This is a genomic window from Actinomadura rubteroloni, assembly GCF_002911665.1.
In the GTDB taxonomy this organism is placed as follows: domain Bacteria; phylum Actinomycetota; class Actinomycetes; order Streptosporangiales; family Streptosporangiaceae; genus Spirillospora; species Spirillospora rubteroloni.
This window is the reverse complement of the sequence record NZ_MTBP01000001.1, coordinates 904356-928746: the sequence shown is the minus strand read 5'-3', so window position 1 is coordinate 928746 and position 24391 is coordinate 904356. Positions and strand designations below refer to the sequence as shown.

26 protein-coding genes, 1 tRNA gene and 1 other RNA gene are annotated in these 24391 nt (G+C 71.1%); 12 read left to right on the top strand and 16 right to left on the bottom strand.

The genetic code is table 11. From position 1 onward, the window contains the following. Positions 1–23: 23 nt before the first annotated feature. Both BTM25_RS04065 and BTM25_RS30210 read right to left on the bottom strand, forming a co-directional pair. The gene (locus tag BTM25_RS04065; RefSeq protein ID WP_235828209.1) at positions 24–1064 is read right to left on the bottom strand and encodes a pyridoxal-phosphate dependent enzyme; all 1041 of its coding nucleotides are present in this window, start codon (positions 1062–1064) and stop codon (positions 24–26) included. A 2-nt stretch (positions 1065–1066) separates the two neighbouring features. Then, positions 1067–1249 (bottom strand): hypothetical protein, encoded by a 183-nt coding sequence (locus tag BTM25_RS30210; RefSeq protein WP_407923366.1) that lies wholly within the window; start codon positions 1247–1249, stop codon positions 1067–1069. A gap of 94 nt (positions 1250–1343) precedes the next feature. Here BTM25_RS30210 and BTM25_RS04060 point away from each other — a divergent pair, with 94 nt between their 5' ends. Genes BTM25_RS04060 through BTM25_RS04050 form a run of 3 tightly spaced genes read left to right on the top strand, consistent with a single transcriptional unit; the run spans position 1344 to position 4781 of the window. Next, positions 1344–2087, top strand: coding sequence for a MerR family transcriptional regulator (locus BTM25_RS04060; RefSeq protein ID WP_235828207.1), 744 nt, complete (start codon positions 1344–1346; stop codon positions 2085–2087). Positions 2088–2128: 41 nt separating this feature from the next. Continuing rightward, positions 2129–3004: a serine hydrolase gene (locus tag BTM25_RS04055; RefSeq protein WP_103561390.1), complete on the top strand. Its 876-nt coding sequence runs from the start codon at positions 2129–2131 to the stop codon at positions 3002–3004. Between the two features lie 16 nt (positions 3005–3020). After that, positions 3021–4781 carry a prolyl oligopeptidase family serine peptidase gene (locus tag BTM25_RS04050; protein WP_103561389.1) on the top strand — a complete coding sequence of 587 codons (1761 nt, stop codon included), beginning with the start codon at positions 3021–3023 and terminating at the stop codon, positions 4779–4781. A gap of 1 nt (position 4782) precedes the next feature. On the opposite strand, the gene BTM25_RS04045 is transcribed toward BTM25_RS04050, so the two are convergent. Both BTM25_RS04045 and BTM25_RS04040 read right to left on the bottom strand, forming a co-directional pair. Further along, on the bottom strand, positions 4783–5049 hold the full coding sequence (locus BTM25_RS04045; protein WP_168211991.1) for a DUF6295 family protein: 267 nt from the start codon (positions 5047–5049) through the stop codon (positions 4783–4785). Positions 5050–5051: 2 nt separating this feature from the next. Continuing rightward, positions 5052–5783 carry a dienelactone hydrolase family protein gene (locus tag BTM25_RS04040; RefSeq protein WP_235828205.1) on the bottom strand — a complete coding sequence of 244 codons (732 nt, stop codon included), beginning with the start codon at positions 5781–5783 and terminating at the stop codon, positions 5052–5054. Positions 5784–5833: 50 nt separating this feature from the next. Here BTM25_RS04040 and BTM25_RS04035 point away from each other — a divergent pair, with 50 nt between their 5' ends. After that, positions 5834–6265, top strand: a complete 432-nt coding sequence (locus tag BTM25_RS04035; RefSeq protein ID WP_103561387.1) for a MarR family winged helix-turn-helix transcriptional regulator — start codon at positions 5834–5836, stop codon at positions 6263–6265. Positions 6266–6436: 171 nt separating this feature from the next. Here BTM25_RS04035 and BTM25_RS04030 read toward each other — a convergent pair whose 3' ends face one another. From BTM25_RS04030 to BTM25_RS04020, 3 genes are read right to left on the bottom strand one after another with little or no spacing between them, the layout of a single operon-like run. Beyond that, a complete protein-coding gene (locus BTM25_RS04030; protein ID WP_103561386.1) occupies positions 6437–7102 on the bottom strand; it encodes a TetR/AcrR family transcriptional regulator in 666 nt (221 codons plus the stop codon). Positions 7103–7111: 9 nt separating this feature from the next. Further along, positions 7112–8506 (bottom strand): sensor histidine kinase, encoded by a 1395-nt coding sequence (locus BTM25_RS04025; RefSeq protein WP_103561385.1) that lies wholly within the window; start codon positions 8504–8506, stop codon positions 7112–7114. After that, positions 8503–9228 (bottom strand): response regulator transcription factor, encoded by a 726-nt coding sequence (locus tag BTM25_RS04020; protein ID WP_235828203.1) that lies wholly within the window; start codon positions 9226–9228, stop codon positions 8503–8505. Before BTM25_RS04020 ends, BTM25_RS04025 begins: the two co-directional genes overlap by 4 nt. Before the next feature lie 123 nt (positions 9229–9351). Here BTM25_RS04020 and BTM25_RS30205 point away from each other — a divergent pair, with 123 nt between their 5' ends. Genes BTM25_RS30205 through BTM25_RS04005 form a run of 3 tightly spaced genes read left to right on the top strand, consistent with a single transcriptional unit; the run spans position 9352 to position 12135 of the window. Continuing rightward, entirely contained in the window at positions 9352–10935 is a 1584-nt protein-coding gene (locus BTM25_RS30205) for a ferredoxin reductase family protein (protein WP_235828201.1), read from the top strand. Positions 10936–10949: 14 nt separating this feature from the next. Next, positions 10950–11369, top strand: a complete 420-nt coding sequence (locus BTM25_RS04010; protein WP_103561384.1) for an FMN-binding protein — start codon at positions 10950–10952, stop codon at positions 11367–11369. Continuing rightward, positions 11362–12135, top strand: a complete 774-nt coding sequence (locus tag BTM25_RS04005) for an FAD:protein FMN transferase (protein WP_235828199.1) — start codon at positions 11362–11364, stop codon at positions 12133–12135. Before BTM25_RS04010 ends, BTM25_RS04005 begins: the two co-directional genes overlap by 8 nt. 4 nt (positions 12136–12139) lie before the next feature. Here the strand turns inward: BTM25_RS04005 and BTM25_RS04000 are convergent, their stop codons facing one another. The 6 genes from BTM25_RS04000 to ffs all read right to left on the bottom strand — a co-directional run bounded on the left by BTM25_RS04000 (position 12140) and on the right by ffs (position 17757). Further along, a complete protein-coding gene (locus BTM25_RS04000) occupies positions 12140–13414 on the bottom strand; it encodes an aspartate kinase (RefSeq protein ID WP_103561383.1) in 1275 nt (424 codons plus the stop codon). Positions 13415–13514: 100 nt separating this feature from the next. Beyond that, positions 13515–14039: a DUF5063 domain-containing protein gene (locus BTM25_RS03995; RefSeq protein ID WP_103561382.1), complete on the bottom strand. Its 525-nt coding sequence runs from the start codon at positions 14037–14039 to the stop codon at positions 13515–13517. Beyond that, entirely contained in the window at positions 14032–14631 is a 600-nt protein-coding gene (gene recR / locus BTM25_RS03990; RefSeq protein WP_103561381.1) for a recombination mediator RecR, read from the bottom strand. The genes BTM25_RS03995 and recR overlap by 8 nt, the downstream gene beginning before the upstream one ends. Positions 14632–14647: 16 nt before the next feature. Continuing rightward, positions 14648–15004, bottom strand: a complete 357-nt coding sequence (locus BTM25_RS03985; RefSeq protein ID WP_146058945.1) for a YbaB/EbfC family nucleoid-associated protein — start codon at positions 15002–15004, stop codon at positions 14648–14650. Positions 15005–15243: 239 nt separating this feature from the next. Next, entirely contained in the window at positions 15244–17595 is a 2352-nt protein-coding gene (locus tag BTM25_RS03980) for a DNA polymerase III subunit gamma and tau (protein WP_103561379.1), read from the bottom strand. 66 nt (positions 17596–17661) lie between these two features. After that, positions 17662–17757: signal recognition particle sRNA small type (ffs, locus tag BTM25_RS03975), an RNA gene on the bottom strand. Between the two features lie 57 nt (positions 17758–17814). Between ffs and BTM25_RS03970 the strand changes: the two genes are divergently transcribed. After that, positions 17815–18153 (top strand): DUF952 domain-containing protein, encoded by a 339-nt coding sequence (locus BTM25_RS03970; RefSeq protein WP_103561378.1) that lies wholly within the window; start codon positions 17815–17817, stop codon positions 18151–18153. Positions 18154–18163: 10 nt separating this feature from the next. Continuing rightward, positions 18164–18251, top strand: a tRNA-Ser gene (locus BTM25_RS03965). A gap of 195 nt (positions 18252–18446) precedes the next feature. Here BTM25_RS03965 and BTM25_RS03960 read toward each other — a convergent pair. Beyond that, the gene (locus BTM25_RS03960) at positions 18447–20561 is read right to left on the bottom strand and encodes a hypothetical protein (RefSeq protein ID WP_103561377.1); all 2115 of its coding nucleotides are present in this window, start codon (positions 20559–20561) and stop codon (positions 18447–18449) included. Further along, the gene (locus BTM25_RS03955; protein ID WP_103561376.1) at positions 20558–21598 is read right to left on the bottom strand and encodes an AfsR/SARP family transcriptional regulator; all 1041 of its coding nucleotides are present in this window, start codon (positions 21596–21598) and stop codon (positions 20558–20560) included. The genes BTM25_RS03960 and BTM25_RS03955 overlap by 4 nt, the downstream gene beginning before the upstream one ends. 194 nt (positions 21599–21792) lie before the next feature. Between BTM25_RS03955 and BTM25_RS03950 the strand changes: the two genes are divergently transcribed. After that, entirely contained in the window at positions 21793–22056 is a 264-nt protein-coding gene (locus tag BTM25_RS03950) for a DUF397 domain-containing protein (protein ID WP_235828197.1), read from the top strand. 38 nt (positions 22057–22094) lie between these two features. Here BTM25_RS03950 and BTM25_RS03945 read toward each other — a convergent pair whose 3' ends face one another. After that, the gene (locus BTM25_RS03945) at positions 22095–22997 is read right to left on the bottom strand and encodes a helix-turn-helix domain-containing protein (RefSeq protein WP_103561374.1); all 903 of its coding nucleotides are present in this window, start codon (positions 22995–22997) and stop codon (positions 22095–22097) included. Between the two features lie 637 nt (positions 22998–23634). Between BTM25_RS03945 and BTM25_RS03940 the strand changes: the two genes are divergently transcribed. Then, positions 23635–23904: a type II toxin-antitoxin system prevent-host-death family antitoxin gene (locus tag BTM25_RS03940; RefSeq protein ID WP_103562734.1), complete on the top strand. Its 270-nt coding sequence runs from the start codon at positions 23635–23637 to the stop codon at positions 23902–23904. Beyond that, on the top strand, positions 23894–24376 hold the full coding sequence (locus BTM25_RS03935; RefSeq protein WP_103561373.1) for a type II toxin-antitoxin system VapC family toxin: 483 nt from the start codon (positions 23894–23896) through the stop codon (positions 24374–24376). Before BTM25_RS03940 ends, BTM25_RS03935 begins: the two co-directional genes overlap by 11 nt. Positions 24377–24391 lie beyond the last annotated feature (15 nt).

The window sequence follows — 24391 nt, the reverse complement described above, 5'->3', positions numbered from 1 at the left end:
CCAACGGTCCGTGGCGGGAGGGCTCAGAGGACGGACGGGTTGGCGGACGCGCCCTCGGTGCTGAGCAGGACGACCGTCTCGGCGTGATGCGGGGCGAGGAGCGGGCGCCGGTCGGGCGTCAGAGCGGCGCGTGCGCCGGCCAGGGCCGCCGCGCCGCAGGGGCCGGCGGGGACGCCGAGCGCGGCGAGGTCGCGGGCGGCCCGGACGGCCGCGGCGTCGGCGACGGCGACCGCCGCGTCCAGGCCGTCGCGCAGGTACGGCCAGGCCAGGCTGGACAGCGTCGCGCAGTTGAGGCCCTGCATGATCGTCCGGCCGGGCGCGAGCGTGGCGGGGGCGCCGGCGCGCAGGCTCGCGAGCGCGCACGCCGCCGACGTCGGCTCGACGGCCAGCACCGACGGCGCGGCGCCCGGACGGCTCCGGTAGTGCATCACGGCCGCCTGCGCGAGCGACCCGACGCCGACCGGGACGCCCACGAGCCCGGCCGGGGCGGCGCCGAGCGCGGCGAGTTGCGCGTCGATCTCGGTGAACAGCGTCGCGTAGCCCTCCACGATCCACGCCGGGACGCGCTCGTAGCCGGGCCAGGCGGTGTCCTGGACGAGCAGCGCGTCCGGGTCGGCGGCGGCCTCGGCGGCGTGCCGGACGGCCGTGTCGTAGATCCCGTCGACCAGGACGACCTCGGCGCCCTCATCGCGGATCGCCTCGATCGAGGCGGGGTGGACGCCGTCCGGCACGAAGATCGTCGCGGCGAGCCCGCGCAGCCGCGCGATCGCCGCCACGGCCCGGCCGTGGTTGCCGTCGGTGGCCGCGACCAGCCGCTTCTCGCCGCGATGCGCCCGGTGGACGCCCCACGACGCGCCCAGCATCTTGAACGCGGGCAGCCCGAGCCGCTCCGACTCGTCCTTCACGAACAGCCGCCGCACGCCCAGCTCGCGGGCCAGCGCGGGAAGCTCGACCAGCCGCGTCGGCGCGTAGCCGGGCAGGGTGGCGTGGAAGGACGTGACGTCGGCGGGCGGAGCGCACGTCCAGTCCCGGGCGGCGGGCCGGGCGAACCACTCGGCGGGCACGGTCAGTGCTTCTTCTTGTGGGAATGGCCGGTCTCCCACTCGTAGCCCCGGACGTGATTCTTGCAATACCGATCGGCCACCTTCGTGTCGGTCGCATCGTGTTCGCACCAGCGGTGGCTGCTGGAGCATCCGGACAGACCGAGCCCGGCGGCCAGGACGATGAGGGGGACGAGGGCGCGCATCACGATGCCTCCGGCAGGGGACGGGAACGTCACCCGAGCGTATCCCGGCCATCACGCACGGATCGGGACGAGCCGCCCCGGAACTATGCTGACGGACGTGACCGACGACGTGCCCGAACCCCCTGCCGAGTACCGGCTCGGCGAGCTGGCCGAGGCGGCGGGCGTCCCGGTCCGGACGCTGCGCTACTACCAGGAGCGCAAACTGCTGCCCCCGCCGCGGCGCGTCGGGCGGATCGGCCTGTACTCGGCGGAGCATCTGGCGCGGCTGCGGATGATCGCGAACCTGCTGGAGCGCGGCCACACGCTGGAGGGCATCCGGGAGCTGCTGGCGGCGTGGGAGGAGGGCCGCGGCATCGCGGCCGTCCTCGGCGTGGAGAAGGCCGTGACGGCGCCGTGGTCGACCGAGACTCCGGTGACGATGCCGCTCGCCGAGCTGGCCGCGCTGTTCCCCGGCGAACTCGACCCGGGCGCGGTCGAGCGGGCCGTCGAACTCGGGATCCTGCGTGTGGACGGCGACCGCGTCACGCACTGGAGCCGCCGCCAGCTCGACGCGTCGGTGGCGCTGGTGCGCGCGGGCGTGCCGCTGGCGGAGGTGCTGGAGGTCAGCCGGGATCTCCAGCGGGCGATGGACGACCTCGCCGCGCGGTTCGTCGGGCTGATCACCCGGCACGTCGTCGGGACGTTCGCCGCCGACGGCCTGGACGCGCTGGAGGAGACCCTGGCGGAGCTGCGGCCGGGCGCGCAGGTGTCGGTGGAGGCGGGCTTCGCGCGGTCGATGGACCGGCAGGTCCGGACGGCGATCGAGAAGGTGCTGGCGGATCTCGCCGAGTCCCGGGAATGATCTTGGCTGCGCGCTGACTTCAAGATCGTTAACGTGGGGGGATGCGCTTTCTCCGCGTTCCGGTCGCCCTGTGCGCCGTCCTCGCGCTCCTTCCGGTCCCGGCGGCGCGGGCGGGCGGCCCGTGCGCGTCCGCGACGCGGCCCCGGCTGGCGGCGTCGCTCGGGCGGCAGGTCGCGGCGGCGCTGCGCGGCCGCGCCGGGACGGAGTCGGTGGCCGTCCTGGACCGCGAGCACGGCATCGTGTGCAGCGTGCGGGGCGACCGGCGGTACGACTCGGCGAGCGTCGTGAAGGTGACGATCCTCGGCGCGCTGCTGTACCAGCGTCGCGGCCTGACGTCCCGTGAGAAGGCCCTCGCCCGCCGGATGATCACGCGGTCGGACAACGACGCGGCGTCCGCGCTGTGGCGGCAGATCGGACGGACGCGGATGAACCGGTTCCTCGTCCGGGCCGGGATGCGGCACACCAGGCTCGGCCCCACGCACTTCTGGGGCCTCACGCAGATCACGGCGAACGACGAGCTGCGGTTGTTGCGCGTCCTCACGTCGCACGGGACGGTCCTCAGCGACAAGGCACGCCGTTACATCCTCGACCTCATGCACCAGGTGATCCCGCAACAACGCTGGGGCGTGCCCGCCGGACGTCCGCCCGGCGTCGTCTGGCACGTGAAGAACGGCTGGCTGCCCCGGCACGATCGGTACTGGCGCGTTCACAGCATCGGGTCCTTCAGCGGACGCCACCGCGACTACCTCATCGTCGTGCTCACGCAGGACACCCCGTCGATGCGGTACGGCGTGGCGACGATCGAGCGCGTCGCCCGCGCCGTGCACGGGACACTGAACCCCGCCGATCGGTCCGCGCTCCCGCCGGAGCCGCAGGTCCGGGAGGAATCGGACGGATCGGTCCCGCCCTGGGCCTGACCCCATACTGGGACGCATGGTCGACGACACGCGCTGGAAGGCGCGCTTCCGGGCCGCCCGGGTGAGCCTCCCCCGCTGGGCGCGGGACGCGCCGCACCGCTGCCTGTACCGCTCCAACGTGACGGGCACCTGGGAGCTGTACGCGTGGGACCGCCGCGCCGACACGCGCCGGCAGGTCACCGACCGTCCGCACGGCACCGAGTACGGGCTGCTCACGCCCGAGGGCGACGCGATCTGGTGGTTCGCCGACACCGACGGCGACGAGTTCGGCGTGTGGATGCGGGAGCCGTTCGACGGCGGGACGGCCGTCCCGGCGGTTCCCGAGTTGCCCTCGACTTATCCGTCCGGGCTGGCGCTCGGCGCGGACGGGGTCGCGCTGGTCGGGAGCACGGGCGAGAGTTCCGGAACCGTCCATCTGTGCCGTCCGGGTGCCCCGCCCGTCACGCTGTACGAGCACGCCGAGGACTCCTACGCCGCCGCGCTGTCCCGCGACGCCGCGCTGGCCGCGATCGGGCACAGCGAGCACGGCGACAGCCGCCACATGGCGCTGCGCGTGCTGCGTCCGGACGGCACCGTCGTCGCCGAGCTGTGGGACGGCCCCGGCAGGGGCGTCTGGGGCCTGGCGTTCGCGCCCGGCGGCTCCCGGCTGCTCGTGACCCACGAGCGCCACGGCCGCGAGGAGCCGCTCGTCTGGGACCCGCTGACCGGCGCGCAGGACGAGATCGCGCTCGGCCTGCCCGGCGAGACCGACGCGAGCTGGTACCCCGACGGGTCCGCGCTGCTCGTCGCGCACTCCTTCGAGGCGCGCGTCGAGTTGTACCGGTACGTCCTGGCCGACCGGTCGCTGACCAGGATCGACACGCCGCGCGGCGTGATCGGCTCGGCGGCGGCCCGCCCGGACGGGACGGTCGAGTACTCCTGGTCGTCGGCCGCCGCGCCGCCGGTCGTGCGGTCCACGTCGGGCGCGGTCGTGCTCGTCCCGCCCGGCGAGCCCGCGCCCGCGTCGGTGCCGGTGGAGGACGTCTGGGTCGAGGGGCCGGGCGGACGCGTCCACGCGCTGGTCAGCCGGCCGGTCAACGCGTCCGCGCCGCACGCGACGGTGTTCGAGGTGCACGGCGGGCCGATGGCGCAGGACGAGGACGCGTTCGCCCCGTCCGCCGCCGCCTGGGTGGACCACGGGTTCGCGGTCGTCCGCGTCAACTACCGGGGGTCGACCGGGTACGGGTCGGCGTGGCGGGACGCGATCGAGGGCCGCGTCGGGCTGACCGAGCTGGAGGACGTCCAGGCCGTCCGGGACTGGGCCGTGGAATCGGGGCTCGCGGATCCATCCAAGCTGGTCGTTACCGGCGGGTCCTGGGGCGGGTACCTGGCGTTGCTCGCGGTGGGCGTGCATCCGGGCGCGTGGTCGGTGGCCATCGCGTCCGTACCGATCGCGGACTACGTCGCCGCCTATGAGGACGAGACCGAGCCGCTGCGCGCGTTCGACCGCTCCCTGTTCGGCGGGTCGCCGGACGAGGTCCCCGATCGGTACCGCGCGTCGTCCCCGATCACCTACGTGGACCGCGTGACGGCGCCGGTGCTCGTCATGGCCGGGGAGAACGACCCGCGCTGCCCGATCCGGCAGGTCGAGAACTACCTGGCGCGGCTCGCCGACCTCGGCCGTCCGCACGACGTGTACCGCTTCGACGCGGGCCACGGCTCGCTGGTCGTCGAGGAGCACATCGAGCAGATGGAGGCCGAGATCACCTTCGCGCGCAAGCACCTCGGGCTGGCCTGAGTCAGGTGAGCATCTCGCCGGGGACGGCGGCCAGCGCGTCCTGGATCGCGGCGACGAGCCGCCGCGCGGACTCGGCGCTCAGCTCGACGGCGACGCGCCGCGCCGGGTCCGCCGACTGATCGCTCAGGTCGATGTTGAGCGTGTGCTCAAACTGCGCGTGGACGGGGTGGTCGAAGTAGACGGTCGCGTCGGCGACGTGGAACCAGGCGCCGCCCGGCCCCTTGGCGCTGCCGTCGATCGCGGCCCGCACGGTCGTGTAGGTGCACATGGTCAGGCTCCCAGGTGGGTTGCGAAGAAGGCGGCGATCTTCTCCCAGCCGTCGTTGGCGGCGGCCACGTCGTAGGACGGACGGTCGACGGCGAAGAACGCGTGCCCGGCGCCGTCGTAGGTGTGGAAGTCGAAGTCCTTGCCGTGCGCGGTGAGGACGCGGGCCAGCTCGTCCACCTCGGCCGGGGCGGGGAACTTGTCCTCCGCGCCGAACAGGCCGAGCAACGGGGCGCGCAGCGCGGGCAGCCGGTCCTCCAGGCCGGACACCTTCAGCGGGAAGCCGTCGGGCGGGGCGGCGAGGACGAACGCGCCGTAGCAGTCGACGGCCGCGTCCACGTCGAGTTCGCAGGCGGCGAGGACGGCCTGCCGTCCGCCCGAGCAGTGGCCGATCACCCCGGCCCTCCCGTTGGACGTGGGCAGGGCGCGCAGGTGCGCGAGGGCTCCGGCGACGTCGCCGAGCAGCCGCTCGTCGGGGACGCCGCCGTTGGCCCGGCCGACCGCCGCCGCGTCGTCGGGCGCCGCGCCGGGCGCCTCGCGGAAGAACAGGTTCGGGCAGATCGCGTCATAGCCGAGTTCGGCGAAGCGCCGGACCATCTCCTTGGTGGCGCGGTCGTAGCCCGGCAGATGGTGGATCACGACGACGCCGCCGCGCGGGCCGCCGCCGTCGGGACGGGCGAGGTAGGCCTCGATCTCGTCGCCGCCGTGCCCGGTGACGCGTACGGTCGTCGCGCTCATGTCGCTCATGGTCCCAGCTATACCACAGGCAAGACTGATAAGTTCAGACTGTGAGAAGTGATCCGGAGGTCCTCGCCACCGACCTGCGCGCCTGCCTCGGCCCGCTGCTGCGCCGCCTCCGCCAGGCCAAGGTGGACGACGAGCTGACGCCGTCGCAGACCGCCGTCCTGGTCCGGCTCTACCGTGAGGGTCCCTCGACTTCCAGCGCGCTCGCCGTCGCCGAGGGCGTCCGGCCGCAGTCGATGGGCGCGATCGTCGCGGCGCTCGTCGCACGCGGGCTCGTCGTCCGCGCGCCCGACCCGGCGGACGGACGGCGCGTCGTCCTGTCCCTGTCCGACACCGGACGCGACGGGGTGCGCGGCGCCCGGCGGGAACGGTCGCGGCGGCTGACGGCCGCGCTGCGCGACGAGCTGACCGCCGACGAACGCGCGCTGCTCGCCGCCGCCGTCCCGCTGCTCGACCGCGTCAGCCGACGCGTCTAGAGGTATTTCGAAGTCACCCAGCCGTCGCGCGAGCGCGTTAACTGAGGGCCGGGACGAGCCGAAGGCGAGCCCCGGACCGAAGATCGCGAAGCGATGCGCGCTCGCAAAGGCACGGTTGCGGAGCGAGCCGCCAGGCGAGCGCAGCAGGCCGGGACTTCTAAAAACACTCGTCTAGTCGCGGACCTCGCGGATGATGCCGACGAGCTGGCGCGTGACGGACTTGAAGCCCGGCAGCCGCGACATCGACACCATGCGGTCGACCAGCGGCACCGTCCGCTCCACCAGCAGGTACGTCTTGCGGCAGCCCGGCGAGGAGTCGTGCACCCAGTACAGGACGATGCCCATCGAGTAGATCCACAGCAGCTCGGGCAGCTCCTGCCGGAACCCGTCGTCGATCTTGAGGCTGGAGCCGTCCACGACCTCGCGGTACAGCGCGACGGCCGCCGAGCGCGACGGTCCCGCCTCGGCGCTGAACGGGTTGAGCGGACTCGTCGGCTCGGCGGCGAACTTGAAGAACTTCCCGGCGAACGCGTGGTAGGGGACCATCGTGTCGACGCGGGCGCGCAGCACGCCGAGCAGCCGGGGCGCGAAGTCGCGCTCCTTGGCCAGGACCTCCCGGCAGGCGCGGGCGTGCTCCTCCTGGAGTTCGTCGTAGTACGCCTGGATCAGTTCTTCTTTGGACGCGAAGTAGTAGTAGGCGTTGCCGACCGAGACGCCCGCCTCCTTGGCGATGACGCGCATCGTCGTCGCCTCGTAGCCGCGCTCGCGGAACAGCCGCAGGGCGGTGGCGACGATGAGCGCGCGCGTCTGCTCGGACTTGGCGGCCTTCTCGTCCACGGTGTCAGCCTAGACGGGGAGGGTCACGCGGAAGACCGTCGCGCCGGGCTCGCTGGTGAACGCGACCGCGCCGCCGTGCGCGGCGGCGACGCCGTGGACGATCGACAGGCCGAGGCCCGCGCCGCCCGCGCGCCGCGATCGGGACGGGTCCGCCCGGACGAACCGGTCGAAGATCTCGTCGTGCAGCGCGTCCGGAATGCCCGGACCGTCGTCGGCGACCTCCACGGTCACGTGGTCGTCCGCCGGGACCAGCCGGACGGTCACCGTCGTGCCCGGCGGCGTGTGGACGCGGGCGTTGGCCAGCAGGTTCGCGACGGCCTGGTGCAGCCGGTGCTCGTCGCCGGTGATCTCGACGGGCTCGCCGGGGAGTTCGAGCGTCCACGCGTGGCCCGGGGCGGCGGCGCGGGCGTCGCTCGTCGCGTCCAGGACGAGCCGGGTGAGGTCGACGGGTTCGGCGGCGAGCGGGCGGCCCGCGTCCAGCCGGGCGAGGAGCAGCAGGTCCTCCACGAGGTCGCCCATCCGGGTGGCCTCGGCCTGGATGCGGCGCAGGGCGTGCGGGACGTCCGCGTCGGCGCGCAGCGCTAGTTCGGCGTGGCCCCGGATCGCGGCGACGGGCGTGCGCAATTCGTGGCTGGCGTCGGCGGCGAACGCGCGCAGCCGCTCCTGCGACTGCTGGCGCCGGACGAGCGACGTCTCGATGTGGCCCAGCATCCGGTTGAACGCGCTGCTCAGCCGGGCGACCTCGGTGCCCGAGCCGGTCGCCGGGACGCGCTGCGCCAGGTCCACCTCGCCGCCCGACAGCGGCAGTTCGGCGACGCTGCCGGCGAGCGCCGTCACCCGGCGGAGCGGACGCAGCGCCACCCGCACCCAGGCCGCCGCCGCGCCGCCCGCCGCGAGCACCGCCAGCCCGAACACGACGCCTTCGATTCCGAGCAGCCGGGTGACGGCGCTGTTCACCGGTTCCATCGGCAGGCCCGTGATGAGCAGGTCGTTGTCGTCGCCGCGCACGGCCAGCAGCCGGTAGTCGTCCAGTCCCGACAGGTCGGCCGTGCGGGGACGGTTCGGGCGCAGTGACCTCAGCACGCGCCGGTCGGCGGCGCTCAGCGGGGTGCCGACGGTGGCGCGGCCCCGGACGATCCACTCGCCCGTCACCGCGCCGTCCACGACGCGGGCGCAGAACGTGCCCTCGGACTGGCCCCGGCTGTCGGGACGGTTGTCGGCGTCGGGCGGCCACTCGTGCTCCAGGCTCGCCGGGAACCGTCCGCGCTGGTCGGCGAGCTGCTGGTCGAGGCGGCCGACGAGGAACCGGCGCATCTCGACGGCCGTCGCCGCGCCGACCGCGACGCAGCTCAGCGCCAGCAGCAGCACCAGCCCGGCGGTGAGCCGCACCCACAGTGACCTCATGCGGCCCCCGGCCGCAGCACGTACCCGACGCCGCGCACGGTCTGGATCATCGGCGGACGGTCCCGGTCGATCTTCTTGCGCAGGTAGCTGATGTACAGCTCCACCACGTGGGCCTCGCCGCCGAAGTCGTAGTTCCAGACGTGCCCGAGGATCTGCGCCTTGCTGAGCACGTGGCGCGCGTTGCGCATGAGGTAGCGCAGCAGCTCGAACTCGGTCGGCGTGAGGTCGATGAGGTCGCCGCCGCGCGTGACCTCACGGGCGGACTCGTCCATCTCCAGGTCGCCGACGGTGAGCAGGCCCGGACGGGCCGTCCGGCGGGCGATCCCGGCGCGGCGGACGAGCCCGTTCAGCCGTGCCAGCACCTCTTCCAGGCTGAACGGCTTGGTGACGTAGTCGTCGCCGCCCGCCGTGATGCCGGCGACCCGGTCCTCCACGGCGTCGCGGGCCGTGAGGAACAGGACGCACACCTCCGGGGCGCGGGCGCGCAACTCGCGCAACACGGCGAACCCGTCCATGTCGGGCAGCATGACGTCGAGGATCACGGCGTCGGGCCGGACGGCGCGGGCGGCGGCGAGCGCGGCGGTCCCGTCGGCGGCCTCGGCCACCGCCCAGCCCTCCGCGCGCAGCATCCGCACCAGGACGTCGCGGATGTCCGGTTCGTCGTCCACGACGAGGACGCGGACGGGCGTGCCGTCCGCTCGGCGCGGGCCGGTGCCCGTCACGGTCGCTCCCGAGATCGCATCTCTGAATGTTCGCTGAGAATCGGGTGAGATCGTTCCATCTCAGAGGAAACACAGAGGTTGGTGGCCCAGGGTGGCGGCAGTTCACCCAGGGAGGCACACTCCGTGACGTCCACCACCTCTACCCTGCCCCGCAGCGCGCCGGGCCGAACGCGGCGCCGGGTCCGGCTGCCGTTCTCCGTCCCGGCGGCGCTCGTCCTGCTCGGCGCTCTGGCCGTGCTCGCGCTGTGGTGGCGGACGACCCCGGACATCGGCTCCGGCCCGGCGGGCTGGACCACCGAGGCCGGCCGGATCACCGGGCTCCTCGCCGGGTACGGCTGCGCGGTGCTGGTCGGGCTGATGGCGCGCGTCCCGGCGCTGGAACGCGGCGTCGGCGCGGACCGGATCGCCCGCTGGCACGCGCTGGGCGGGCGGTACACCGTCAGCCTCGTCTGCGCGCACGCCCTGTTGATCGTCCTCGGGTACGGGATGACCGCGCGCACCGACCCGCTGCACGAGACCGCGACGGTCGTGTTCGACTACCCCGAGATGCTCAAGGGGACGCTCGGCTTCCTGCTCCTGCTCGCGGCCGGCCTCACGTCGGCGCGGGCGGCGCGGCGGCGGCTGCCCTACGAGCTTTGGCACCTGATCCACCTCGGCTTCTACCTGGCGTTGTTCCTGGCGTTCTCGCACCAGCTCGCGAACGGCGCGAGTTTCGCCGCGTCGCCGCTCGCCCGGACGCTCTGGTACGCGCTCTACCTCTCGGCGGCGGCGCTCGTGCTGTGGTTCCGGGTGCTGACGCCCGTCCGGCAGGCGCTGCGGCACCGGCTGCGGGTCGCGGACGTGACGTGGGAGGCGCCGGACGTCCTGTCCGTCACAATGACCGGCCGCTCCCTGGATCGCCTCGCCGCCGAACCGGGCCAGTTCTTCCGCTGGCGCTTCGCCGCGCGGGGCCTGTGGTGGGCGGCGAACCCGTACTCGCTGTCCGCGCCGCCCCGGTCCGACCGGCTGCGGATCACCGTGAAGACCGTCGGCGGCCACAGCGCGGCCCTCGCCCGCCTGCGCCCCGGCACGCGCGTCTTCGCCGAAGGCCCGTACGGCGCCCTGACAGCGTCCCGCCGCGACCGCTCACCGCGAACGTTGCGGCGCAGCGGGCGCTCGACGGCGGCAGACCCGCGCGCGCCGCGGACGGCGGCGATCCAGCGGTCGCCGTCGGCGGCGCGGCGGGACGGGGGCTCGCTGCCGACGGCGCAGTGGGACCCGGGCTCGCCGCTGGCGGCGCGGCGGGACCGGGACTCGCCACTCGCGGCGCGGCGGGGCTGGGGCTCGCTGCTGGCGGGGCGGCGGGGCGGGGGCACGTTGTTGCTGGCGGGCGGGGTGGGGATCACGCCGTTGCGGGCGTTGTTCGAGACGCTGCCCGGGGACGTCGTCCTGCTGTATACCGCGCGACGACCTGAGGACCTGGCGTTGCGCGGCGAGCTGGACGCGATCGCGGCGGCGCGCGGCGCCCGCGTCCTCTACTTCGTGGACGAGCCCGCCGCGCACCGGCTGACGCTCACCGGCCCGGCGCTGCGCCGGTTCGTCCCGGACGTCGCCGACCGCGACGTCTACCTGTGCGGGCCGCCCGGGATGGCCGCCGCCGCGCGCACCGCGCTGCGGGACGCGGGCGTGCCGCGCGGGCGCGTCCACCACGAGTCGTTCGAGTTCTGAGTCCGGGGGTTCCCTTGCGTCGCATTCTCGCGTCCACCGGCGGCACCGTCGCCGGGATCGCGCTGCTCATCGCGCTGAAGCCGACCCACGCCGCGCCGCCCGCCCGCGCCGCCGCACCCGAGCCGTCCGGGAGCCCGGCGCCGTCCGCCGGGACGGTCAACGGCACCTTCACCGGGGACGCGATCGAGACGCGGTTCGGACCCGTCCAGGTGAGAATCACCGTGCGGAACGGAAAGCTGGCGAAGGTGAAGGTGCTCCAGGTGCCGTCCACCCGGGGTCCCGAACCCGAGATCGCGCGCGTCGCGGTGCCGCAGCTCAACAAGGCCGCCGTGACCGCCGGAAACGCCCGGATCGACAGCATTTCGGGCGCGACCTACACCAGCGAGGGCTACCGCGAGTCCCTCCAGAGCGCGCTGGACGAGGCCGGTGTCTGAACCGCTGCGGCACGTCGAGCACGTGATGGGGACGGTCTTCTCCTTCGACGTCCGGACGCCCCCGACGCCCCGGATCCGCGCCGCGCTGACCGTCGCCGTCGACTGGCTGCACCACGTGGACGCGGTGTTCTCCCCCTACCGTCCGGACAGCCAGATCAGCCGGCTGCGCGACGGAACCCTCACCCTCGCCGAGTGCGATCCGGACGTCCGGGACATCCTCGCCTTCTGCGCCGAGGTGGCCGCCGAGACCGGCGGACGGTTCACCGCGTCCCCCGGCGGACGCCTGGACCCGAGCGGCGCCGTCAAGGGCTGGGCGATCGAGCGCGCGTCGGACCTGCTGTTCGCGGCGGGCGCCGTCGACCACTGCGTGAACGGCGGCGGCGACGTCCAGGCGCGCGGCGGGCCCGCGCCCGGCGAGCCGTGGCGGATCGGCGTCGCCGACCCCCGCGACCGGACGCGCGTCGCCGCCGTCGTCGAGGGCCGGGACGTCGCCGTCGCCACGTCCGGCACCGCCGAGCGCGGCCCGCACATCATCGACCCCGCGACCGGCCGGCCCGCGACCGCGCTGCTGTCGCTCACGCTCGCGGGCCGCGCCCTCACCCGGACCGACGCTCTCGCCACCGCCGCCTTCGCGATGGGCGCCGAGGCTTGCGCATGGCTCGCCGCCCGTCCCGGCCTGCACGCCTGCACGGTCACCGCCGCGGGCGACGTCCGCACCACGCCCGCGTTCACCGCGCGCGGCGACGTCCCGTGGCTGTGCCTCTGACGCGTCAACGGCCGGAGCCGCCGTAGACGACCGCTTCGACCTGCTCGGCGTCCAGGTCGAAGGCGCGGTGCGCGGCGGCGACGGCCGTGTCGATGTCGTCCTGGGCGACGACCACCGAGATCCGGATCTCCGAAGTGGAGATCATCTCGATGTTGACGCCCGCGTCGGCGATGGCGGCGAAGAACGTCGCGGTGACGCCCGGGTGCGAGCGCATGCCCGCGCCGATCAGCGACACCTTGCCGATCCGGTCGTCGTAGCGCAGCGACTCGAACCCGATGCGCTCCTTCAGCTTGTTCAGCGCGGCGAGCGCGCTCTGCCCGTCGCTGGCCGGGAGCGTGAACGAGATGTCGGTGCGTCCGGTGGACGCCGCCGACACGTTCTGCACGATCATGTCGATGTTGATCTCGGCCTCGGACAGCACCGTGAAGATCGTGGCGGCCTCGCCGACCTTGTCGGGCACCCCCACCACGGTGATCTTGGCCTCGCTCCGGTCGTGCGCGACGCCGGAGATGATCGCCTGCTCCATCTCGTGCCCCTCGATGTCACTGCTGTCGACGACCCACGTGCCCTCCTTCTGGGAGAACGAGGACCGCACATGGATCGGGATGTTGTAGCGCCGCGCGTACTCGACGCACCGCAGGTGGAGGATCTTCGCGCCGGACGCCGCCATCTCCAGCATCTCCTCATAGGAGATCCGCGGGATCCGGCGGGCCGCCGCGACGATGCGCGGATCGGCGGTGAACACGCCGTCCACGTCGGTGTAGATCTCGCAGCAGTCGCCCTCCAGCGCGGCGGCGAGCGCGACGGCCGTCGTGTCCGAGCCGCCCCGGCCGAGCGTCGTGATGTCCTTGGTGCCCTGCGAGACGCCCTGGAACCCCGCGACGATGCAGATCGAGCCCTCGTCCAGCGCGGCGCGGATCCGGCCCGGCGTCACGTCGATGATCTTGGCTTTGCCGTGGGCGCCGTCGGTGATCACGCCGGCCTGGGAGCCGGTGAAGGAACGGGCCTCGTGGCCCAGGTTGGCGATGGCCATCGCGAGCAGCGCCATCGAGATGCGCTCGCCCGCGGTGAGCAGCATGTCCAGCTCGCGGGCGGGCGGCAGGGGGCTGACCTGCTCGGCCATGTCGATGAGGTCATCCGTCGTGTCGCCCATCGCGGACACCACGACGACGACGTCGTTGCCCGCCTTCTTCGTCGCGACGATGCGCTGGGCGACCCGCTTGACGCACTCGGCGTCGGCGACGGAGGAGCCACCGTACTTCTGCACGATAAGAGCCACGAGTGGGCGCTCCTCGGATCGGGGTCTGGCGTAACGCCACGAGTCTACCGATGCCGCCGCCGACGGTTACGAGCAGGTAACTCCCCAGATGGCGGACACGTCAGCGCACCGCCACGTCCAGCCGCGCACCCGCGATGACCGCGTGCAACGCGCGCAGCGCCGCCCCCGCGTGGTTGCCCCAGTGGTTGAAGTACGAGTACTGCCACCACCACAGCGCCTCCAGCGGACGCTCCTGCTCGAAGTGGCGCAGGCCGTGGACGAGGTCGCTCGCGACGTCCACGAGATCGTCCGACAGCCGGTACGACGTCGGCTCGGTGTCCTTGTACGGGTCGAAGACCTCGACGTACTCGTCCACCGACGCGAGCCGCTCGCCGAGCCCCTGCCGGACCGTGTCCAGGTCCGGGTCGGGGCCGACCTCGGGCTCCCAGTTGTCGGGGAGGATCACGTCCGCCGTCGCACCGAGCTGCGCGCCCGCCAGGATGACCTGCGACACCTCCAGCAGGAGCAGCGGGATCGTGTGGACGCCGCCGTCGCCGCGCGCCACCGCCTCCAGCCCGTTCAGGTAGTTCCGGACATGGGTCGCGACCCTTTCGGCCAGGGCGTTCCAGGTGCCGGTGTCAGACATCGAGCAGCCTCCGTCCTTCAAAAGCGCGTCCCAGCGTGACCTCGTCGGCGTACTCCAGGTCGCCGCCCACCGGCAGCCCGCTCGCGAGGCGGGTCACCGTGAGTCCCATCGGTTTCACGAGCCGGGCGAGGTACGTCGCGGTCGCCTCGCCCTCCAGGTTCGGGTCGGTCGCGAGGATCAGCTCGGTGACGGCCCCGTCGGCGAGCCGCTGCATCAGCTCACGGATGCGCAGGTCGTCCGGGCCGACGCCCTCGATCGGGGAGATCGCGCCGCCGAGCACGTGGTACCGGCCGCGGAACTCGCGCGTCTTCTCGATCGCGACGACGTCCTTGGACTCCTCGACCACGCAGATCACGGCCGGGTCGCGGCGGACGTCCCGGCAGATGCGGCACTCCTCCTCCTCCGCGACGTTCCCGCACGTCCGGCAGAACCGGACCTTGTCCTTGACCTCCTTGAGCGCCCGGCCGAGCCGCTCCACGTCGGCCGGGTCGGCTGCGAGGAGGTGGAAGGCGATCCGCTGCGCGCTCTTGGGGCCGACGCCGGGCAGCCGGCCCAGCTCGTCGATGAGGTTCTGGACGACCCCTTCGTACAACGGTCTCTCCTTCTGGTCAGGCGCCGGGAAGGCCGGGAAGGCCCGGCATGCCGCCGCCGAGGCCGGACGTCAGCGGGCCCATCTTCTCGGCCGCCAGCTCCTCCGCGCCGCGCCTTGCGTCCCGGATCGCGGCGACGACGAGGTCGGCGATCGTCTCGGCGGTGTCGGCCGGGTCGTCGGCGTCGATCGTCTTCGGGTCGATGGTGAGGGCCGTCAGCTCGCCCTGGCCGTTCACCGTCGCGGCCACCAGGCCGCCGCCCGCGGTGCCCGTGACCTCGGCCTCCGCCAGCTCCTGCTGCGCGGCGACGAGCTGCTCCTGCATGCGCTGCGCCTGCTGGAACAGCTCCTGCATGTTGAAACCACCGGGTTCCACGGGGTGCGCTCCGTTCCGTCTCGCCCGCCGGGCGTTCGCACTCCCGACGACCGCGCCCGACCGTCGGACGTGTTGTCTTCCACGAGCCTACGGCTTTACACCCACATCCGATACGCACCTGTCGTCCCCACCGTCCTGCGCGTGGTCCGGGGGTGCGTCTAGCGGTTCACGGGGCGCGTTCGGTGGCGCACGTTCGGGTGTTCCGCGGGGGTCGCATTTCTGACGCGCGTTCCGGGCGGTCAGAAGTCGTCGAGTTCGCGGATGACCTGGCCGCCGAGTTCGCGCTGGATGAGGGCCATGCTGTCGGTGTAGGTCTCGGCGCCGTCGGCGTCCAGGTCGCCGTCGAAGTCGACCTCGTCGGTGTCGTCCACCGGGGTGGGGCCCGGCGGCGGGGGCGGCTCGTCCGGCGGTGGGGCCGGGCTGGGTTCGCGGCGGACGGGCGCGGTGCGCTCCGGCTGCGGCGGAGTGATCGGCGGGGCCGATGGCCGTGCGGGCGGAGGGGCGTCCGCGGGCGGGGCCGCCGGGGGCACGGACGGGGTGGTCGGCGCTGCGGGCGCCGGGGCGGGGGGCGGTGCGGGCGCGGCGAAGCCCGTCGGCGGGGTGGATGGCGTGCCCTGCCGGGACGGGGGCGTTCCGCCGCCGCCCTTGAGGACGGTGTCGATGCGCCAGTCGACGTTCAGGCGCTCTTTGAGCACGTCGCGGACGATGGCGTCCCGGCCGCCGTTGGTGAAGTTCGTCCGCTTGCCCTCGGCGTCGAAGGCCAGGGTGAGCAGGTTGCGGTCGAGCGAGAACGGCTCGACGCCCGACATGATCATCATCCAGGCGACGCGGCTCTTGCGCTTGACCGCCTCGACGATCTCCGGCCAGAGGCGCTGCACCATGACGATGTCCGTGCCGCCTGCCGGCGCCTGGGTGCCGTGGGCTGCGCCCGGCTGTCCTGGGTGTGTCGCCTGGCCCGCGTAGTTGCTCTGGCCTGCTGGGACGTCCTGGTGTCCACCTTGCGTGCGCTGTGGCCGTCCGTCCGACGGGCCGTTGGGCTGGCTCGCGGAAGAGCCGCTCGGCTGGGCGGAGTGTCGCTGCGCCTGGTCGGCCGGGGTGTCCGGCTGGGCGGCGGGAGTGTTCGGCTGGGTCGGCGCGTGGTCGCCGGGCGCGTGGTTATCCACAGAACGGGCTTCGACTGTTGCCGGGGTGTCCGGGCGTTGGACACTGGAAGTGGGGTCGCCCCCCTGGGCGGGAGGGGGCTGTTCTGGGGGCGAAACGTTCGCGGGCGGCGGCGCTGCGGACGACGGGCCCGGGCCCGCCGGACCCCGCCCGCCGGAGCCCGGCGCGGACGCCGCCGGCCGCTGGGCCTCGGGCCGGCCGCCCTCCGGCGGCGCGAACCGCTGCGGCCCGTCCGCCGAGGACATCCCGGCCCCGGCGAACCCGCCGCCCGACGCGCCCTGACGCTCCAGCCGGTCCAACCGCGCGTACAGCGAGGCCTCGTCCTGATAAGCCGCAGGCAGCAGGATCCGAGCCGAGATCAGCTCCAGCAGCAGCCGGGGCGACGTGGCCCCGCGCATCTCGGTCAGCCCGGTGTGCAGCAGATCAGCGGCCCGCGCGAGATCCCCCGGCCCCATGGACGAGGACTGCGCCCGCATGCGCTCCATCTCGTCCGCCGGCCCGCTCAACAACCCCGTCCCCACGGCGTCCGGGACGTTCGCCAGAATCACCAGGTCACGGAACCGCTCCAGCAGATCGGCCGCGAACCGCCGCGGATCCTGTCCGCTCTCGATCACCCGGTCGATGGCCGCGAACACGGCCCCGCCGTCCCGACGCGCGAACGCCCCGACGACGTCGTCCAGCAGCGACGCGTCCGTGTACCCGAGCAGCGACACGGCCCGCGCGTAGGTGATCCCGTGCTCGTCCGACCCGGCGAGGAGCTGGTCGAGGATCGACAGCGTGTCCCGCGCGGACCCGGCCCCGGCCCGGACGGCCAGCGGCAGCGCCGCCTCCTCGTACGGGACGTTCTCCGCGTCCAGGATCTCCACGACGAGCTGCGTCAGCACTCCGGGCGGAATCAACCGGAACGGGTAGTGATGGGTGCGCGACCGGATCGTCCCGATGACCTTCTCGGGCTCGGTCGTGGCGAACACGAACTTGAGGTGCGGCGGCGGTTCCTCGACGAGCTTCAGCAGCGCGTTGAAGCCCTCCCGGGTGACCATGTGCGCCTCGTCGATGATGTACACCTTGAAGCGCGCGGACACCGGCGCGAAGAACGCGCGTTCCCGCAGGTCACGAGCGTCGTCCACACCACCGTGGGACGCGGCGTCGATCTCGATGACGTCGATGTGCCCGGTCCCGGTCGGCCCGAGCGCGACACACGAATCGCAGACGCCGCACGGATCGGGCGTGGGCCCCTTCTCGCAGTTCAGCGAGCGGGCGAGGATCCGGGCGCTGGACGTCTTGCCGCAACCGCGCGGCCCGCTGAACAGGTACGCGTGGTTGATCCGCCCGTTGCGCAACGCCTGCTGCAACGGCTCGGCGACATGTTCCTGCCCCTTGAGCTCGGCGAACGTCGCCGGTCGGTACTTGCGGTACAGAGCCAAACTCATCGGGGTGTCCGCCCTCCTCGGGAGCAGAGCGTTCGGCGGGGATGCGCGTCAGACCGCCCCCGCAAGCAAAGGGACCCCCCGCACACCCGCCAGAGCCCGCTTATCCTTGCTGCCTTCCGGCCCTGGGGAGGTTCACAGGATGACGCCGCGCGAGGGGTCTGACCCGAGTCTATGCCATCCCCGGCCCCCTCTTCACACCTTCCGCCTAAGCTGCACCCCATGACCCTCGCGAAGACGATCCTGCACATCGCCGAACGCGAGCACTGGGACGCGGCCCGCACGGCGGACGCCCCCTACACCCGCTCCACCCGCGGCCGGTCACTGGCGGAAGAGGGTTTCGTCCACTGCTCGTCCGACGAAGCACAGGCATCCGCCGTCCTGTCCCGCTTCTACGCGGACGTCCCACCCGCCGACCTGATCCTGCTGGTCATCGACGTCGCGTCCCTGGACGCCCCCGTCCGCCACGAGCCCGCGGACGGCGAACTCTTCCCCCACGTCTACGGCCCGATCCCCCTCCACGCGGTAATCGAGGTCCGCCCAGTCCCCGCGACCCGGTAAGCTCGCACGCGGAGGATTCGCCTAGTGGCCTAGGGCGCACGCTTGGAAAGCGTGTTGGGTGCAAGCCCTCACGAGTTCGAATCTCGTATCCTCCGCCAGCCTGACCAGGCAAGACACAAGCCCCGGGTCCCTGTTGGGAACCGGGGCTTCGTCTTGCGTGGTTGCAGTTGGCCTCCAGAGGCCCAGCCAGGTGCTGCTACCGGGCCTTCTCCCCCTTCTTATTGTGGCCCGCCACCAGCTGGACGGTCATCGTCATGACCGGTGCCGGATTCCACCCGGCCCTGCTTGCCAGGTCAAAGGATGATCTGTTGGGCGCGCATCTGCGCATGCCGTACCCAGTCGCTGCCCTCGGCCGCCACCTGCTCGAGGATGCGCAGCGCGCTGCTCACTCCTGAGTCGTCGAGCGCCAGTCGTCGCAGGTAGGTCACATCGTCCCCGACCGTCTCGTCGACCTCGGCCAGTTGCTCCACCGTCACGGTGAACCGCTCTCTGTTGACCAGCATGAGCCGGAATAGCTGCAGCATCACCGGTGCCACGTTCGTGTTCGACGTCGACTTCGGCGTTTCGTTCTCCTCCGTGTCCGGCTTCCCGTCCGATTTCTCCTTCACCTCCGTGTCAGGTATAGAGGCCGGTGGCCGACGTTTCCGTTGACTCGGCGGGAGCACAGCCCGTCTGTCCTCGTCGAAGCAGATTCCGATCTCGATGATGCTCGCTGAAGCGACCGAGTCGTACCGGAACGCCGTACGCTCCTGGTTGCTCAGCGTCCCGCTGGCGAAGTCCAGGTGCACGGCGATTTGCCTTACTCCGGAGTTGGTCAGCAAGTAGATCCACATTCTGTACGACGAGTACCGCCAAGGGCCACGGCGAACCCGCGATCGTCTGGCGCCAGGGGCTGGCTCTGTGAGTACCGCATCGGCGATGACGTCTTCGCTATCCATGCCGTACTGCTTCAATACGAGGGTGCGGAAGTAGTGCTTGTCGTCGTCCAGCCAGCGGGCCATCTCGGTGTCGTCAGGCCGGTCGGCCAGTTCCTCCAGCCGTTTTACGTAAAGTTCCTTCTCGACGAGTAACCGCTGGGCTGCCATGACTCGCTCGCGGCTCCGGTGCAGCAACCGGATGAGGAAGACGTCTCCATGGCTCGCAGGAAGTATCAGACCGGCACAGAACGTCAGGCCGATCGGGCCCGCTGCCAGCGTCGGTTCGACGAGGAGGAGCCGGATCACAGTGCCGAGTGCGATGACTGCGAGGGCGACGGCCGCGCAGTCGAACCATGTAGCTTCTCTCGGCCGTGTGTTGAGCTTCCCGTCGCGGAAGCGTTTCCAGGCGTTTTGGGCATGTCTCTTGATCAGATAATCGACACCGCCGGGCGGAACCTTGGGGCTGCCGTAGACGCTTGCGTACTCCCTGGTCAGGACTGTTTGGACAGCCCGTGTCGCCGCACTCCACCCCTCTGTGCTCTCTCCGTCTGAGGCGTTCCTGCGGACGCGTTCGAAGACCCGCTTCACAGCGGCTCTCATCTTGTCGCTCGTCTTGGTCGCCGGGTCCTCTTGCCACGGGGAGAAGCGGATCGGGAAGCGGACCGGGGCAAGCCAGCCAAGCAGTGCCGCGCACACGAGAGCCGATACCGTCAGCACAGGCCCCGTACCGCCATGCCGCAGAGAGAGGCTTTCCCCCCAGAGCGCTCCGGTCGCACCCATCAGGATGGCGACGCTGGCAACCACCGCTTGGGCCGGGTGGAGTGTCGGGCGAGGTGACAAGGTGCTCTGCGGCGGGTAAGGCACCGGCTCGAAGAACTTCGGGACTCGTCTCTTGCGCTCGTTCCCAAGCCTCTGGCCGCGTATCCGTTCTGCACGGATGTGCTCGAGCTGCCGCCGAAGTCCTGTGGTGAACAGGGTGTCGAGGTGGCGGCGGATCTCCTCGCGACGTTCTTCCGGTAGGTCCTCAAACGACGCCAGCACCTGGTCCATTCTCGCTGTTCCCGCCGCGTCGCCCTGCGGGTCCTGAAGCAGCACGATCAGGTCTTTGATCACCTTCGCCGCGGCGAGCCAGTGGTCATCGCTTTGCTCGACCTGTTTCCAGGCGCTCCGGAACCGGTAGCGGCCCTCCTCGTCCAAGTCGGCCAGCGCCTTGCCGCTCAGGATCGCGAGCATCCAGTAATAGGCGGCCTCGCCCTGGCAGTACCGCTCGGCGATCACTGACGTCAGGAGCTCTTGGGCTTGGCTCGGAAGCAGGGCTGCGAGATAGTTCTTGGCGACCCGCAGCCTCTGCTCGGGAGGATCGTCAGGACCGGCTACATAGATGGTGACTTCATCGTTGAAGACACCCTGCGCCCCGACGGTCCCGTCAGCGTTGGAGAACGTGGCGTCCGAGTCCTTCTCGTCCTTGGGAGCGGGCTTCTGATCCTTCATGATGCCTGGCCGCTGGTGTCGTCCTTAGGCGGCCCGGACTGCTCCTTCTGCTCGGGCGCGCGCTTCTGGGGAAGACCTCCGAGGTTGATGGTGACCTCCTGGTTGAACTCCTTAGCCTGTGCGCCGATGTACGAGTGCTCGTTGTGGAACAAGGCATGCTCCTCCTGCTCACTCACGGTCGTCGTCTCCTTCGTTTGGCCTGTGATGGCGGTGAGGGGGTAGGCGCTCGCTGTAGCTGAGTTACTGAGCCATGTGAGGGCAACGCCTCGGGGACCGGCCAGCTCGGGGTCGTGTTCTTGGATGCGGCGAGCCAGTTCCGCGAGTGGCTGGCTGACAGGACGCCCCAGTGAGCGCGTCCAGTGCTCTTCTGCCCTGTGGAAGACCCATAGCGGGAGGTCGGGCCCACTCGTGCAGTAGGCGGTGACCATCCACATCGCGACGAATTTTTCGTCGAGCATCGCGTCGGCGTTGTCGTCCAGCATGCGGCACTCTTCGGCCACCTGTTCGTGCCCACCGTTCTGCGCGATGCGCTCCATGCGGAAGAGGTTGGCGCTGCGGTGCTCCATTCGCAGCTTTTCGCGGTTGCTGTATGCCCAGGTCCCTGGGATGCCCGCGAGAGGCCGGCCGTACAGGCCGTGGCCCTCGGTCCACTCATCCAGGGCATCGCCGATCATCTGTATCGCTGCGTCGTCGGCCAGCGTCTTGGCCTTCGCAGCTTTCGCGCGGAAGCGATGTACGTCGGCTTGCTCTGGGCGCATCACGAGCTTGTATGCGTCCCCTGTGCCGGGCACCGGGTCGGGTACCTCGGGGGCGACTGCTCGGAGACGTTGCCGGAGTTCGCTGGCGATCCGCGTGAGCCGAGCATCACGACCGATCGGATCGGGGTCGTCCCACAAGATTTGGATTAGCCGCTGACGTGACACCGGCTGCCCGTTCTCCAGGACGAGAACGGCGAGCAGGTGCTGGCACTGCTGCGGAAGCTGCATGTTCCGCTCGTTCGACAGGACGGCCACGGGGCCGAGGACTTGGTATTCCATTGCTGCCTCCTCGCACGTCGAGTGCGTACGCGAAGCGGATCGATGGCGAATCGACCGGACGGAAAACGGATCGAAAGCGGATCGGGATCGGATTGGCAGCGGATTCGTAGCGGATGTTCGCCTGGGAATCTGATGCCAGCGCAGAAAGCACGAAGCCTCAGAGAAGGGACAATGTAATGCGAGAGGCTAGCGAGATGCCGGAGTTCGATTTCCGGTGCAACGGCGGCGGCTGCGTTATCGTCGAGCGGGTCGCAGGGGCCGTCGTCATCAGGGACTCCAAGAACCCGTACCAGCCCGGGCTCGTGTTCAGCCGGAAGGAGTATGCGGACTTCCGCCGGCGGGTGCGGAAGGGTAGGGGCGCGTGGCTGCGCGAGTTCGCCGTCCAGTCCGTCCAGTTCATCCTCCAGTCCGCTCAGCTCGCCGTGCGGTTCGCGCTGACGCGGATCGGCTCCGCCTGACCAGTTGAGGGCGTGGGGGTCGGCCGACCCCCGCGCCCTCATGGCGGGTGCGGGCATTGTTCCCACGCTCGCACTTCGGTGGTGAGTTCGTTGAGAAAAATACGAGCGTCCTCGCCGTATTGGGCCACCTCGCTCAGCAGGCACCATTCACGCTTGTAGCGTGCGACGCTCTCTGGATCGTTGACAGTGAGGTTCGCATGCACGGTCTCAACCATTGCGATGGTCTCGCCGTAATCGGCCTGAGAATCTTCGTGGAGGTCGAACAGAACGAAACCATGTGGCACATAGGTGACTGCTTCATCCGCGTGCGGGAGTAGCCCGATCAGCACGTTGTCGAGCGTTGCCAGCGAAGCGATCCGGTCGAGTTGCGCCTGGAGTAGACGGGGCGGCCCGGGGCGCCAGCGTAGTGCCGCCTCGGTGATCAGGAACTCAAAGTGGTGGTCGTGATCGAAGAGAGCAAGCTGCCGGTCCAGCCGCCCGGCCACGGCCGCCGACAGGTTGGCATCATCATCGTCCGGCGCGAAGAACGAGAAGACACGGCGAGCGTATTCGGCGGTTTGCAGCAATCCCGGCACGATCGTGTTCTCGTAGACCATGATTCGGTGAGATCGGGCCTCCACCTCCTGCACGTCGCCTTGCACGTGCGGGCGATCTCGCAGTGTCCGCGACCAGCGCTGCACCTCCGTGAAAGCAGCCTCCGTGAGCGCTTCCAGCAGCGTCACCGTATCGACTGGCGCATTAACGGCAGCCGACCACGCCGCCACCTCAGGCGCGGTGGGCAGAGTGCGGCCCGACTCGATGCGCGACACCTTCGACTGGCTGATGCCGACCCGCCTGGCCAACTCCCGCCCGGACACCCCGGCCAAGTCGCGGAGCCGCCGCAACTCGTCGGCGAGCCGCCGTCGACTCACCGACGGTTCCGCATGGTCAGAGCCAGCCACCCAAAATCCTTCCTCGTGACTCGTTGTGAATCAGGTTGAATCATACAGGGTCGCGCCATGCTCGGCCATGAGCAGAACGATGGAAGTTGCGGTCGTCAGTCGCTTCGTGCCACCAGTTGAGTTGGCGATGGCCCTGGTGGCAGTGGAGATGGCGACAATCGGCGCTGACGCCCACGTCAGCATCTACGGCCGACCGGCTGGCCACGGCCTTAGCCCGGCCTCAGCGGTTGCAGTTGTGGTCGCATTTGCACGTGTTCGGGGGCGTTCAGGAGCGTCCAGTGGAACGCCAAAACCCAGGCCAGCCGGGGTTACGACCACCGGCGAACACCAAGGCGCAGTCTTGGAAAGCGTGTTGGGGGCAACCCCTTACGAGTTCGAATCTCGCACCCTATACACAGCCTGACCAGGCAAAACAACAGCCGGTGCTCGCACGAGCACCGGCTTTTTGTTGTCTTCGATCTGAGTTGGCCGCTCTGGCTCGTAGCGCAGGCGGCTGTCCTGGTTCAGTCGGGATGGCTGAGCCAAGAGCAGGCGGGAGTGCCCTGCCGTCTCGATGGGTCGGCCAGGCGGGTTGCCAGTGGATCGTGCGGTGTCACGTTGCGGCACTGGGTGGCACACGTGGTCTATCCTGGTCGGTATGAGCGCTCAGCCTGAGGTCACTCAGCGGGACCTGCGCAGCCGGTCCAAGGAGATCATGGACGCGGTCGAGCGCGGTCAGGCGTTCACCGTGACGCGCGACGGGCACAAGATCGGTGAGCTGGTTCCCTTGCGGCGTCGCCGCCGGTTCGTCCCGCGTGCCGAGTTCGCGGCCATGTCCGCCAACGCGCCGGCCATCGCCTTGGAGGCGTTCCGGGAGGACCAGGATGCGGTCGCCGAGCAGGAGCTGAGTGATCCCTATGAGCGCTGAACAGCGCGTGCAGGGGTTGCTCGATACCAACATCATGATTTTGCGCAGTTGGATCGACCCGGCGGAACTGCCCGACGAGATGGCGATCAGCGCGATCACGCTCGCCGAGTTGTCGGCCGGTCCGCATGAGGTTCGGCGCAATGAGGAACAGACGGTCTATGACGAGCACATTGAACGGGCCCGGCGCCTGGACGTGCTGCAGCGGGCCGAGAACGAGTTCGATCCGATTCCGTTCGACGTCGAGGCCGCCCGGATCTACGGGCGGGTGTGCGCGGCGGTGGTCGCGGCGGGCCGTAAACCGCGGCGTCGGATCGCGGACCTGATGATCGCCTCCGTCGCCATTGCCGAGGGGCTGCCTCTCTATACGACCAATCCGCAAGACTTCCACGGGCTTGAAGATCTGCTGGCCATCGTTCCCGTCACCAGGCCCGATATTCCGCACGAATCGCGACGCGCATCCGGGACGTCCTGATTGCCCGAAGAGCGG